Origin of the sequence: Kineosporia corallincola, from assembly GCF_018499875.1 — a bacterium.
GTDB lineage: Bacteria > Actinomycetota > Actinomycetes > Actinomycetales > Kineosporiaceae > Kineosporia > Kineosporia corallincola.
Genome location: NZ_JAHBAY010000010.1, coordinates 133,632 through 147,053, shown reverse-complemented (window position 1 = coordinate 147,053; position 13,422 = coordinate 133,632). Strand labels below are relative to the sequence as shown.

At 71.8% G+C, this 13,422-nt stretch carries 9 protein-coding genes and 1 tRNA gene; 6 read left to right on the top strand and 4 right to left on the bottom strand.

Going from position 1 to position 13,422, the window contains the following annotated elements; genetic code table 11:
* Window positions 1-9 precede the first annotated feature (9 nt).
* A complete protein-coding gene (locus KIH74_RS23340) occupies window positions 10-2,733 on the bottom strand; it encodes a KGGVGR-motif variant AAA ATPase (RefSeq protein ID WP_214158261.1) in 2,724 nt (907 codons plus the stop codon).
* A gap of 5 nt (window positions 2,734-2,738) precedes the next feature.
* The gene (locus KIH74_RS23335; protein ID WP_214158260.1) at window positions 2,739-3,155 is read right to left on the bottom strand and encodes a hypothetical protein; all 417 of its coding nucleotides are present in this window, start codon (window positions 3,153-3,155) and stop codon (window positions 2,739-2,741) included.
* A 121-nt stretch (window positions 3,156-3,276) separates the two neighbouring features.
* Here KIH74_RS23335 and KIH74_RS23330 point away from each other — a divergent pair, with 121 nt between their 5' ends.
* From KIH74_RS23330 to KIH74_RS23305, 6 genes are all read left to right on the top strand, one after another.
* Window positions 3,277-4,896: an FAD/NAD(P)-binding protein gene (locus KIH74_RS23330; RefSeq protein ID WP_372492121.1), complete on the top strand. Its 1,620-nt coding sequence runs from the start codon at window positions 3,277-3,279 to the stop codon at window positions 4,894-4,896.
* A 103-nt stretch (window positions 4,897-4,999) separates the two neighbouring features.
* Window positions 5,000-5,416 carry a hypothetical protein gene (locus tag KIH74_RS23325; RefSeq protein ID WP_214158258.1) on the top strand — a complete coding sequence of 139 codons (417 nt, stop codon included), beginning with the start codon at window positions 5,000-5,002 and terminating at the stop codon, window positions 5,414-5,416.
* 1 nt (window position 5,417) lies between these two features.
* Window positions 5,418-6,911: an FHA domain-containing protein gene (locus tag KIH74_RS23320; protein WP_214158257.1), complete on the top strand. Its 1,494-nt coding sequence runs from the start codon at window positions 5,418-5,420 to the stop codon at window positions 6,909-6,911.
* A 131-nt stretch (window positions 6,912-7,042) separates the two neighbouring features.
* Window positions 7,043-9,319 carry a zinc ribbon domain-containing protein gene (locus KIH74_RS23315; protein WP_214158256.1) on the top strand — a complete coding sequence of 759 codons (2,277 nt, stop codon included), beginning with the start codon at window positions 7,043-7,045 and terminating at the stop codon, window positions 9,317-9,319.
* Window positions 9,320-9,323: 4 nt separating this feature from the next.
* Window positions 9,324-11,660: a serine/threonine-protein kinase gene (locus KIH74_RS23310; protein WP_214158255.1), complete on the top strand. Its 2,337-nt coding sequence runs from the start codon at window positions 9,324-9,326 to the stop codon at window positions 11,658-11,660.
* Window positions 11,661-11,778: 118 nt separating this feature from the next.
* A tRNA-Lys gene (locus KIH74_RS23305) sits at window positions 11,779-11,851 on the top strand.
* A gap of 31 nt (window positions 11,852-11,882) precedes the next feature.
* Here the strand turns inward: KIH74_RS23305 and KIH74_RS23300 are convergent.
* Both KIH74_RS23300 and KIH74_RS23295 read right to left on the bottom strand, forming a co-directional pair.
* Window positions 11,883-13,064 carry a BTAD domain-containing putative transcriptional regulator gene (locus KIH74_RS23300; protein ID WP_214158254.1) on the bottom strand — a complete coding sequence of 394 codons (1,182 nt, stop codon included), beginning with the start codon at window positions 13,062-13,064 and terminating at the stop codon, window positions 11,883-11,885.
* 7 nt (window positions 13,065-13,071) lie between these two features.
* The gene (locus KIH74_RS23295) at window positions 13,072-13,395 is read right to left on the bottom strand and encodes a thioredoxin family protein (RefSeq protein WP_214158253.1); all 324 of its coding nucleotides are present in this window, start codon (window positions 13,393-13,395) and stop codon (window positions 13,072-13,074) included.
* Between the last annotated feature and the right edge of the window lie 27 nt (window positions 13,396-13,422).

Here is a 13,422-nt window from a genome sequence, read left to right as displayed (position 1 = left end):
GGACTGCGGCTAGGACCTGATGACCCGGGCCCGGCCCTTGGTGCGAAACCCGAGCGCGTGCCGGTAGATCTCCGGCATCCGGAAGAGGCCGTCGGGGTCTCGGGCCAGCGCTCCCCACTGGGTCAGGGCCTCGACGTCATCGGTCGTGAGATCGAGATCCTCCGCCTCGAAGGGCATCCGGACGGTGTCGGATCGTGTTCCCATGTGCCGGAGCAACTTCCCGAGCCGGGGATTCTCCTGATCGATCTCGTCCACCTTGGCCTGGCTGCACTCGACCAGTGCCCGGCGCATCGCGGACGGGGTCAGCACGCGGTCGGGCCACCGTTCGTCACCGATGGACGCCTTGGCCGCCTCGCAGACGAACCGGACTACGTCACGGGCCTGGATCTGGGTGTTGAAGTCGGCGAGCGCGGCGGGAACCCAGCGTTCCGTCGACGCTTCACGGGAGCGGTCGCTCCCGAGTTTCGCCCCCCAGAGCGGGAGTAGGGAATGCACGATCTGGTCATAGCCAAGATCGCTGACAGGAGTGGGCAGATGGGGCACGGCGCTGCCCTTGAGCGCGAGCCACAACGCCAGCCGGAGAGCGTCTTCCGTATCCCAGCGCAGTTCGTAGGGAGCATAGCGGTCGAAGAACTGTCCCTGGTTCTGCCGGATGGCGGCCCGGGCCAGGTCTCGACGCACGAAGACGACCAGGCCGACCCCGCGGCTTCGGAGCCTACGAAGCCACGCCGGCACCTCGATGAGCAGAGTCCGCAGTGCCACCCTCTTCGGCTCGTCGTCAACGGCCTCGAGCCAGTCCTCCAGACCGTCCAGGACGAAGATGCAGGCCGCCGACGGATCCAGCGAGCGTCTCAGCAGGAAGTCCTCCGCCGGCTCGTCCTTCGACGCACCTGCGGCCCACGCCAGGCACTCCAGCCAGGTCGACCGCCAGAACTCGGGGTCGTCGGAGCGCTCGCCGCGCAGGGCACCGTTGAGGTGGTCCCGGATCGTGTCGGCCGTGACGCCGACTCCGTTCGTCATCCGGTCACGAAGTTCTTGCGGCGACGACAGGCCCGCCTGGGGCTCGGCGATGTTGGCCGGGTCGAGGACCGGGACCACCACCGCGGACCGTTCGGCACGCTGGTCATTGGTCTCCGCGAACGCCTGCCAGGAACCGGCGGTGCACATACGGGCGAAGGTGAACGTCTTACCGGCTCCCTTGGCCCCGACGACGACCGCGACCGGGAGATCCGTGCTGTGGTCGGCGATCAGACGGCGCACCGGTTCGGTGGTCAGGAATCCGAGACCGGAGTCCATGCCGCGCCGTTCGGCGAAGACGAGAGGTCTGGAGGTCTCCTCCAGACGCCGGCGCCGGTCGTCCAGTGTGATGACTGGGGCCAGGGGCGCGGCATCGATCCGCACGGACGGCAGCTCGATCGGCGGCGGAGGTAGCACCGTGGCCGGTTCGAACTCCTCCAGCAGGCCGGGCAACCCGCAGCGCCGGATCACCTCGGTCACCGCGTCCCAGCCCTGCGGAAGGGCGAGCAGCTCTTCCCGGCAAGGGCTCAGCAGTGGTTGGGTCAGGACCTGCTCGTCGATCCCCAGTTCCTCGTCTTCCCCCGTGTCGGGGCCGATCAGGGCGATGGCAGAGGAGAGCGCGGTGGACAGCGTGTTCTGCGCCCGCGTGGCCTGGGCATGATGGACGTCCAGCCGGTACTGCGTGATGATCGCACCAGGGGTGGGGTCGGTTCCGGCAGCGGCCGGGGCCATGGCTCCGAGCTGACGGATCATGGCGTCGGTCCCCTGGAGGGACTGGCTGCTCACCGTGGTGACGAAGATCCGCACCACCCTCGGGTCGAGTAGTACGGGTGCCGCCAGCTCGGAGGCGCCGGCACGCAGGTCCACGATCACCATATCGGCGCCCGCCGCGACCGCGAGCGCGGCGAGCGCCTCGGTGAGGAAGTACGGGGAGCGGTCCTCGGTGAGCAGATCCGACGGGCCGATGCGGGGTGGCCCCAGACGCGTCCGCCGGGTGGCCGGCAGAACGGTGACCCGGCCGCTGCCCGGGTAGTGCGAAACACTCTGGTTCGGAAGGTATCCGGCAACGATCCCGACGGCCTCCGCCGGATCACCCCGCTGCGTGGAGTGAAGGAGCGCCAGAACGTCTTCGTAGGCGATGTCGCAGGGATGCCCCTCGGCCTGGTACATCCAGGTGATGCCCGGGGCCTCCAGGTCTGCGTCCACCAGGAGAACGTGCTGACCTTTCGAAGCCATCAGATCGGCCAGCGCCACAGCGTGGAGCGTGCGCCCGACGCCGCCCTTGAACGAGTGGAAGGCCATCACCTGGGTGTCGCCGTCGAACTGGGCGTCGGCGGGACGGATGAGGTGTTCCGCCAGCGCGGAGGTCACTCGTCTCTCGGTCAGACTGGGACGGCGCTGCGACGCCACGGCCCGAGCTCCGGCCTCGCTCTCGGCCGTCTCCACCAACCGCACCGGCAGCATCTGGGACGCATACCCCCGCGGTCGGTCCAGGACGAGTTCGAGACCGTCCCCACCCGTGACGACCGATCCCAGGCCGAACTGGCCGTCCAGCCAGTCACGGACCTCGTTCTGCGGGGTGCCGGGAAGAACGCTCAGATCCACACCGTCCCACCAGGCGTCCACCTCGGACAGCCAGTGCGGCCAGGCCTGCTCGCCGGCCGCGTCCGCCAGGCGCGCATCCACGTCGACCCAGGTGAAGAGCTTGCCGACCATGGCGTTCAGAGTAGCCTCCGGGCCTCGAGCAGCAGCTCTTTCAGGGCTTCGGTAGCTGCCTTCTGGTCGTCGTTCTCCAGTTCAGCGCCATAGCGCCAGGCCTCGTGCAACTCGTGACTCTCCACCCAGGAGCTGTCTTTCCGCCTACGGCAACGCAGCGGATCCGGCCCGGGTGCGGGCGGTTTGAGCCGAAGGGCCTTGGCGAGACGACGCAGGTGATGGGTGCGCAGGTCGGCGGGCAGTGCTGACGTGTCCCAGCGGTTCATCACCGACCGCAGCACAGCCGCTTTCAGGCCGCATTCGACCGCATAGAACAGCATCAGCCCGCCGGTGGGCCCGTCTCCCGCCGTCTCCGCCACGGCCCCCTGTGCAGCGAGCCGGTCCCGCTGACGGCGCAGCTCGCTGACCCCCACGTCGACCATTGCCCCAGATTGGCCTGGACGGACCGGGCCGTTCGGGCATTTCATTCCTTCAGTCAACCTTCATCGCCTCCCCTCACTCTCCTTCTCATCAGCACCACCGAGAAGGAGGCACACCGTGCAGCTGACCACCCGGGCCGGGCAGACGACCAGCCGGCTCCCCCACGTCGAAGCCCCGGCCGGGCGCGTCAGCACCGGCCACGGCGACCTCACCCCGCAGCTCGTCGACACCGACGTCTGGTCGGACGACCTGCTCGCCCGCGCCGGGATCCCGGTGGTGGACGTCCCGTTCGTCACCGTGGGCGGCGGCATCGGCTCGTTCGTGCTCGCCGACTACCTGCGCGTGATGGGGGTGCCGGCCGAGAGCATCCGGGTGCTGTCCAACCTGGACCGGCCCTGGCAGACCTACGAGCACCTGACCCGGGTGTCGCAGATCCCGGGCCCGGAGCGGATCCGCTCGGACTCCCAGTCGATGCCCGACAACCTCTGGGGCTTCCCGAGTTACGCGATGCGTGAGGCGGTGGCCGAGCGCAGCCTCAAGCCGGTCTGGAACGTGCTGAGCGAGCCGGTCCTGTCCAACTACTACACCCCGCGGGTGAGCCAGGTGTTCCGCGGCATGCAGCGCGAGCACGACCGCATCGGCTTCGGCGACATGCTGGTGAAGGGCACGGTGCGGATGGTGCGCCGGCGCCACGGCGGCGGATACTTCACGATCCTCACCCCGCCGGCCGGCACCACGGCCACGAAGCGGGTGGCCTACCGCAGCCGGTTCGTGCACCTGGCGGTCGGTTACGCGGGCCTGAAATTCCTGCCGGACCTCCAGCGCTACCGTTCCGACACCGGCGACCACCACCGGGTGGTGAACGCCTACGAGGGACACGAGCACGTGTACCGCGAGGTGGCGGCCCGCCCGTGCACGGTGGTGATCCGGGGCAGTGGCATCGTCGCCTCCCGGGTGCTCCAGCGGCTGATCGACGACCGCGACCGGCTCGGCACCGACGTCCGCATCGTGCACCTGTTCCGCACCTACGTGGCCGGGGCGCACGGGCGCAGCATCTTCATGCGGCGCCCGGGCGGGCACGGCTGGGCGCACCAGGGTTTCAACTACCCGAAGTCGGCCTGGGGCGGCCAGCTCAAGGCCCGGATGCGGCGGCTGGAGGGCGAGAAGCGGGCCGACCTGTACGAGCAGATCGGCGGCACCCAGACGCCGATCCGCAAGAACTGGCAGGAGCAGCTGCGGCGCGGCCGCAAAGCGGGCTGGTACCAGGCGATCAGCGGTGAGGCCCAGCTGGTGCGGGCCCACGGCAACCGGCTGTCGATGACGCTGACGCCCAAACCCTCCGGCGGCTCCGGCGGCCCGGACCGGTTCGCGATCGGCGGCAACCCGGTCGAGGTGGGCTGCGACTTCGTCATCGACTGCACCGGGCTGGAGGCGGACATCGCCGAGCACCGGGTGATCGGCGACCTGCTGGGTCACAGCGGGGCGGGCCGCAACCCGGTGAACCGGCTCGACGTGGAGCGGACTTTCGAGGTGCGGGGCACCCGCACCGACGGTAGCCGGCTGTACGCCAGCGGCGCCGCCACACTGGGCGGCTACTTCCCCGGCGTCGACACCTTCCTGGGGCTCCAGATCGCCGCCCAGGAGATCGCCGACGACCTGGCCCGGCAGGGCTTCTGCAAGCGCCTGGGACCGGTGCGCTCGATCCGGCAGTGGTGGCGCTGGGTCGGTGGCCGCAGGCCCTGACCTGCGGGTGATCAAGACTGTCGGTGGTCCGGTGCAGACTGGGCCGCGTTCGGTTCGGTGTTGGCCAAACCAGCTTCATTGAATACTTTTTCAGGAGATCATCATGCTTCCCACCCTGTTCGGGCGGCTCCAGACCCGGATCGCCGTCATCACCGTGATCGGCGGGCTGGTCACGCTCGCCGTCGCTCCCCTGGCGTCCGCCGGTTACCCGGCCGCCTACTCCGTCCTGGCCGCGGTCGTCGTGATCGGGCTGGGCTGGGAGCTCGTCTACCACCTGCTCCAGCAGTTCCGCTGGGAGAAGGACTGGCCCACCCCGTTCGCCCTGCTCAACGGCCTCAACGAAGGGCTGCTCCTGTGGTTCCTGGTGCGGGCCGGGCTGATTCCGAACACCGAGGGGGTTCGCCCGGGCCAGTTCGTGACGCTGTTCGCCACCGTCTGGGTGGCCACCTGGCTCTGGAACAACGGCCCCATGCGGGTTCCCTTCGTCCACTGGCGGTTCCGCGGCGGAAGGCTGATCTGAGATGAGCACCCACCTGATCGAGACCGGCACCACCACACTTGTTCCCGGCGACGGGCTGGTCCATCGCGGGCCCGGCGTCGTCCTGGTCCTCCCGGCCCTCTCGCCGGCCCAGATCCCGCAGGCCCAGGCCCTTCTCGGGGCGTGCGGCACGGCGGCCGCCGATCCCAGCGGGCGCACCACGGTCCTGGCGGTGGCCGGGTTGCTCACCCGTTCCGGCGAATCCGGGCTGCCGGCCTTCGGGCTCGGTCTCGACACCGACCGCGGCCTGGTGGTGCTGCTGCACGACGAGGCCCAGGCCGAGGTCTCGCCCAGCGGCTGCGTGCCGGTGCGGTTGCGGGGCACCGATTCACTGGCCTGGGTCGAGCGGCGCTTCGCGGGCCCCGTCGACGGTCTCCAACTGTGGACGACGAGGAGCCCGCACCCGATCCACCCCGGGACAGGATCCGCGGCAACGGAGGGGATTCCGCTCGGCCTGTCCCGGGGTACGCTCCACGGTTCCGGGGTGCTCGTCACCCCGGCCGATCACGGTGAAACAGCCCGGCCGGCGATGGTTCCCGACCCGGCCGACGTCACCGACCCGGCCGACCTGACCGTGACCGCCGAACGCCGCCTGGTCGTGCCTCCGCGCGAGCGGGAGGCCGTGCCCGGCGACGAGAGGCCCACCCAGGCCGGGTCCGAGCCGGCCCACCCGACCCGGACCATGAGCCACGGGCTGCTCCGGCACCAGGCCCACGGGTCGTCGCTGCCGGCCACGCCCCACCTCGGGCAGCCGGTGCACGAGCCCCCGGAGGTCCAGCAGGTTCAGCAGGCCCAGGAGGTGCAGCGGGCCCGGGTGGACGGGTTCCCGATCCAGCCGCACCTGTGGCCCTACGCCGAGCCCGGCGGCGAGCCTGTTGGCGACGAAAAGAAGCACTCGGCAGCATCTTTCGAAGACGATCCGGAGACCGGCGTGATGGCGCCGCAGCCGCTGCGCACGCCCGGCGGAGGTATCGCGGTGCCCCGCCCCAACCAGGCGCCGATCGAGGGCGTGCTGTGCGCCCGGGGTCACTTCACCGACCCGCAGGCGGCGTACTGCGCGATCTGCGGCATCTCGATGCAGCAGGTGTCGCGGCAGATCACCCGGCGGCCGCGACCGCCGCTGGGGGTGCTGGTGCTCGACGACGGCTCCTCGATGACGGTCGACGGTGACCTGATCATCGGCCGTGACCCGGCGTCCCACCCGGCCGTGGTCGCGGGCGACGCGAAGCCGATGTTCCTCAACGACGAGGTGGACGGCGTCTCCCGGGTGCACGCCCGGATCACGCTGGTCGACTGGACGGTCTGCCTCACCGACGAGGACTCGGCCAACGGCACCTACGTCACCGACCCGCGCGTCGACCCGCAGGGCCGGCAGCCGGTGCGCGGTGAGGTGCCGGTGGCACTGGCCAGCGGTTCGGTGATCCGGATCGGTCGCCGCACCATCACCTTCGACGCGTTCCACAGCGCGGGCGAATAGCAGATGCCGGGCGGCGGGTCATGGGCCCACGGGCCCAGGGTCCGCCGGCCCTGGCGTGGAAAGCTTCCAGGGGGTATGTCGTGATCGTCCATACGGCCGATACTGTCCGGAAAGGAACCGAGGAGGCCGGGATGACCGAGCGCAGGGGCAGGGGTGCGCGTCCGTCGCCGTCCGTCATGGAACCGCAGGTCAAGGGGGCGCGCGCGACACGTCGTGGGACGGGCACCCGTCTTCTTGCCGTCCTCACCCTGACGCTGGCGCTGCTGCCGGCGGCCTGGTTCTCCCAGGCGCCCCGGGCGGGCGCGGCCGTCGCTGCCGTCGCACCGCACCCGGCCCGGCCGGTCACCGACATCCCGGACCACGAGCACGGGGGCTCCACGAGCGACCCGTCGCCGTCCACCGGTGGTTCGGACGGCTCGGGCGGCACCGAGCACGACGCCGACAGTCATGTCGACCTGCCGGAGAGCGGGCAGCGGTGGACCACCCCCGACCTGGTGGCGCAGGGCGCCCTGGTGCGGATCGAGACGGTGGCCGACGTCTACGTGGCGCTGCACCACTACCACGTGGAGAAGTACAGCTACACCGACGTCAGCGACCCGCAGGCGGTCGCCTCGGGCGCCTTCGTGAACTCCCGCGGCCTGGTGATCACCGGCAAGGGCGCGCTGCACGACGACGAGGAGCAGGAGGAGCGGTTCGGCACCTGGGGCGTCAACCAGGCGTTCGTGCAGGCCAAGTTCCTCAAGGAGCTGCCCGACGACCCGTTCGGCCGCACCACCATCACCAGCAAGAACAAGGGCGAGCTGGCCGACAGCCCGCCCACCGACCCGGAGATCAACGACCGGCTCCAGAGCTGCTACGACTGGGAGACCTCGCACCACTGCGCGGTTTTCGTGGTGATGCACCAGCGGGTCATGCCGAGCGTGCAGAACAGCGACAGCGGAACGCTCGAAGGGCTGCCGCAGTCGGACTCCCGGGTCGCCGTGCTGTCCACGCAGCCGCGGGGCATCGCCCCGCTCACGCTCCAGCTGGCCAACCCGGAGCCCGGCGCCAAGTACTGGGTGGTGAGCTCGCGCGGCGTGAACGAGGAGCCGCTGGTCGGCACCGGCACGCTGACCGACGACGAGAGCGCGCCGATCTCGGACGACGACCTGGCCAAGTGGTCCGAGGAGTTCGGGGTGCTGGCCGAGGGGGCGCCGGTGGTCTCCGACCGCGGCGACCTGGTGGCTTTCCTGGGCACGGCGGAGGGCAGTGACGAGCTGGCCGCGGTGTCGGCCTCGCACATGTCCAACGACCTGCGCACGTTCGGCCTGACCCGGGACTCCAGTCCGGTCGACGCCCAGTTCCAGGACGGGCTGGAACTCTTCGAGGCGTCGCAGTTCGCCGCGGCCGTGCCCAAGCTGAAGGCCGCCGCGGAGGCGACCGGGGGCCAGCGGGTGGCGCGTGAGCTGCTGGGCCAGGCCGAAGACAGGTCCGGCACGGCGGAGGACCTCTCCGACGAGGCCGACGCGCTGACCGGCACGGACTCCGAGCAGGACGGCTGGAGCCCGCTCGCCATCGGCATTTTCGCGGCGCTGATCGTGCTGGTGCTGATCGGCGCGGTGGTAGCGGTGGCCGTCACCCGGCGGCGCAGCTGGCCGAACGACGACGCCTCCCCTGCTGTCGGGCCGCAGCCCGGCGAGGCGAACTCCACGGGCCCGGCTCCTGCTTCTTCACCTCCGGCTTCGTCCGGTGGAGGGCCGGGGCCGGCCGGCGCGGACTCGGCGGAACCGGTCCCCGCAGCGACACCGCACGGCCATGGCGGCCGCCCCACCACGCTTTTCGCCACGGGCACCACCGATCCGAAGGTGCCGGCCGCGGTCCGCGGGCCGAGGCCTGCCTCCGACCTGGACCCGCAGCACACCCCCGACGACGATCCCGGCGAGGCTCCCACGATGAAGCGGGCGGCCACCCCCGGGTCGCGGCCGGGCGCCGAGGCCCGGGCCACCCCCTCGACGCCGGAAGCCTCTCCCGGCCCGGATCCCACCGCCCCGACCGTTTCCAGGCCGACGATGCCCGGCCCCACTCCCCTGTCCGAAACCCCCGCCCCGCCCAGAACCCCCGCCCTGTACAACATGCCCGCCCCGTCCAGCGCCTCCGCCCCGTCCATCCCGTCCATCCCGTCCAGCGCCTCGGCCGCGCCCGGCGTCTCAGCTGCGCCCGGCGCCTCGGCCGCGCCCAGTACCTCCACCGCCACGTCCGGTGCCTCCAGCATGTCCGGTGCCTCCACCACGTCCGGCTCCTCCGCACCGGCCGCGCCTTCGCGACCGTCCGGCAGCTTCTGCCGCCAGTGCGGTGCGCAGTTGTCCCCGGGTGACCGGTTCTGTTTCTCGTGCGGCACCCCGTCGGGCCCGACGGGCAGCAGGGGCTGAGGTCATGGACGCACGGGGACGGATGATGCTCGCCGCCGGCGACGTGATCGCCGGCTACGAGATCGAGGGATACATCGCCCGGGGCGGTATGGCCGTGGTCTACCGGGCCCGGGAGGAGTCGCTCGGGCGCCGGGTCGCCCTGAAGCTGATCGCCCCGGAACTGGCCGGGAACGACAAGTTCCGGCAGCGGTTCATCCGGGAGTCGGAGCTGGCCGCCAGCATCGACCACCCGAACGTGCTGCCGATCTACGCGGCGGGCGAGGCCGACGGCACGCTCTTCATCGCGATGCGCTACGTCGACGGGCAGGACCTGGGCCGGGTGATCGCGGGGGCCGGTCGGCTCGACCCGGCCGAGGTGCTGCCGATGTTCACCCAGGTCGCGGCCGCGCTCGACACCGCGCACGCGCACGGGCTGATCCACCGCGACGTGAAGCCGGGCAACATCCTGATCGCGCGCATGCCGGGCGGTTTCGACAGCCCGGGCGAGAGCCACGTGTACCTCACCGACTTCGGCCTGACCAAGCGTTCCACCAGCCTGTCCGGTTTCACCACGGCCGGGCACTTCATCGGCACCATCGCCTACGTCGCGCCGGAGCAGATCGCCGGCCAGGAGGTGACCCACGCGGCAGACGTCTACGCCATGGGTTGTGTTCTGTACGAGGCGCTCTCGGGCACCCCGCCGTTCCAGCGCGACGACGACGCGGCCATGCTCTGGGCCCACATGTCGGGAACCCCCGAGCCGCTGGCCGGTTTCGTCCCGGGCGTGCCGGAAGCCGTCGACGAGGTGATCGCCCGCGCGATGGCGAAGGACCCGGCCGAGCGCACGGCGTCGTGCCGCGCCGTGGTCTCGCAGTTGCGGGAGGCGTTCCGCACCGGCTACGCCCCGCCACCCACCCCGCGAGGCCCCGAACCCGGGCGCACGGCCAGGGACGACGCGGCGGGTGCTGGTTCGCCGGGCACCAGACCGGATTCAGGGCCGGATTCAGGGCCGGACTCAGGGCCGGACTCAGGGCCGGTTCCCGGCGAGGCTGACGCTTTCCCGCTGGGGCAACGTCGCGCGCCGGTGCATTCCATGGACGATCAGCCGGGTATCGACGAGCCCCTGGTCACGCCTCCGCTGCCGGGGGCCGTCCTCGCCGCGCTGTCTGCGCGTGACGACGAGCCCGCGGCCGGTCCCGGCCAGGGTGACCGGGCCGGAAACCCCGACGAGGAAGGTCTCGCCGGGGCGGCCGACGAGCCGGACGGCACGAGTCACCCGGCCGACACCGGTGTGGCGCCCGATGTGCACGCCGCCGACCTGACCTCTACAGCTCCTGCCCACCCCGCCGCCCCGGCCCGGGCCGGGCATCCCGCGAACGCCTTCGATCCGACCGACCCGGCCCACCCCGGCTATCCCGTCAGCCCCGCCCACTCGGCCCACCCTGCCCACCCCAGGCATCCCGTCAGCGCCGCCGACCCGACCCACCCTGCCCGCCCCGGGCATCCCGTCAGCGCCGCCGACCCGACCCACCCTGCCCGCCCCGGGCATCCCGTCAGCGCCGCCGACCCGGCCAACCCGACCGACCGGGCCCACGCCGGCACCAGCGCCGGCCACTCCGCCGACCCGGCCCACCCGACCGACCCGACCGACCCGGCCCCGGCCCCGGCCCCGGTCCCGGCCAGCGCCCCCGCCAACCGCTCCAACCCAGCGAGCGCCCGAACCCGCCCACCCCGCACCACCCCGGGTCCCGGGCCTCGGCGGATGCCCTGGATCGTCGCGGGCATGGCCGTGATCGTGCTGCTGGCAACGGCTTTCGTGGCCCTACCGCGCTGGCTGCGCACCGACTTCGTGCGGTACGAGGGCACCGACGAGGCGACGTCGTGGCTGGCGTTCGACCGTCCGTCGGAGTGGTCGCCGCACTCGAACCTGAGCAAGACCTGCTTCTGCACCAACCAGTACGGCGGAGTGCTGGAGACCGGCGACTGGGCCAACGTGATCGCCGCCATCCGGAGTGGCACCAGCGTGGAAGGGCTCTACGCCGAGCAGACGCCGCGGCTCGACCTGGAAGACGCGTCCGCGGTCACCGACCACCTCGACGCCTTCCTGGCCGAGAACAAGAAGGAGCTGGGGGCCCCGCGCCGCACCACCGTCGACGACCGTTCGGCCTGGATCGTCGAGGGCACCCTGATCGCCAGCAAGGACCCGACGCTGAAACTGTCCATCCGCTACCTGATGGTGATGTCGGCGTCCGGGCAGAGGACCGACCACATCGTCCTGTTCACCCGCGACCAGGACGCCGACCGGCTGTCCGGTCGCCTGGACCGGGTGGAGGGCTCGATCGAGTTCCTGGAGAACGGCTGATCCGGCACGTTCCGGCTGATGACGTCCAGGCCGGGCGAACCCACCGGTTTTTCACCCGCGCCACTGGGCTGCTAACGTCTGGGACGCAGCGACGGGCCGCAAGGCACCGGGCAGCCGAGGGTCATTAGCTCAATTGGCAGAGCAGCTGACTCTTAATCAGCGGGTTCGGGGTTCAAGTCCCTGATGGCCCACCTCTGGCGCACCGCCGCCCCCAGCGAGACATCACTCCTGGGGCGGCGGTTCGGACTTCGATCCAGGCAACGACTCAGGCTCCGGCAGCGCCGCGGTGACCGTGTGCTGCCGCGACCCCACCCGGCTCGACGGCGCCCGCAGAAACAGCACGGTGTCTCCGATCTGGAGCGTGCCGCGGGGGCGGATCGGGGCGACGTCGGTGACCCGGGCGCCGTCGACCAGCACGCCGTTGGTGGACCCCAGGTCGCGCACCTCGAAACCGTCGGCGGTGCGCACGATGACGGCATGCCGCCGGGAGACGAGCGGGTCCCAGTCGATGCGGACGTCACAGTCGGCGGACCGGCCGATCACCACGGGCGCCCGGTCGAGCATCGGGCGGGCCTTCAGGGTGCCGGAGGCGTCCAGCCAGACCAGCGTGGGCGCGGTGCTGGCGGGCAGCACCGGCGCGAGAAGCCCCACCCCGCCCACCGAATCGGCCTGCCGCAGGATCATCGCCTCGAGTTCGCGCAGCGCCGGACCGGGATCGAGACCGCCCTCGTCGGCCAGCACCTCACGGGCCCGGCGGTAGGCGGCGAGCGCCTCGCTCTGCCGTCCGGCCACGTTCAGGGCCAGCATCAGCTGCCCCCACAGCCGTTCCCGCAGCGGTGCCCCCGCGAGCAGGTGCTCGATCCGCTCCGGCAGGTCGGCGGCCCCGCCGGCCTGGAGCTCGGCGTCGAACACCGTCTCGGACGCCGACAACCGCAGATCGGCGTGGTGCGCTCGGCGGCTCTCCAGCGCGGGCACCGGCACGTCGTCGCAGAAGTCGCCGCGCCAGGCGTCCAGGGCCCGGCGCAGCCGCGCCACCCCGTCGGGCGTGGGCCGGGTGCGCACCCCGGCCAGCGCCCGGTCCAGCTCGGCGGCGTCGGTGAACACCACCGCCGCGTCGAGCCGGTAGCCGGACCCGACCCGTTCCAGGGCGGGGCCGTGCGGGGCGAGCAGCGAGCGCAGCTGGGACACGTGCACGTGCAGGGTGTTCGGGGCCGGGTTCTCGACGTCGAAGAACGCCTCGCCGAGCAGCGTTCCGGTGGTGACGACCCGGCCCCCGGCCGCGGCCAGCAGCGCCAGGATGGCCCGGCGGCGCTTGCCCATCACCGGCACGGCCCGCTGCCGCACCCGCAGCTCCAGCGGCCCGAGCAGGCCGATCCGGACCGGGTGCTCCTCGTCGTCCATCATTTTCGGTCTACCCCAGGTGCGGGGCGAACTCGGCCAGGATCAGCTCGCGCGGCCTGATCCCCTTGATCCGCGCGACCTCCTGGCCACCGCGGAACAACACCAGCGTGGGCATCGAGGTGACCTGGTAAAGGTCTGCCACGACCGGGTTCTCGTCGACGTCGAGGGTGAGAACCCGCAACCGGGCCGCCTCGTCGGCGGCGATCTGCTCGAGCACCGGCTCGATCATCTGGCAGGGCGGGCACCAGCCGGCCGAGAAGTCGACCAGCACCGGCCGCGCGCTCGCCAGCACGTCGGCGGCGAACGCGGACTCGGTGGTGGTGGTCAGGGGCACCCACCCACGATATCGCCCACCCCCGAC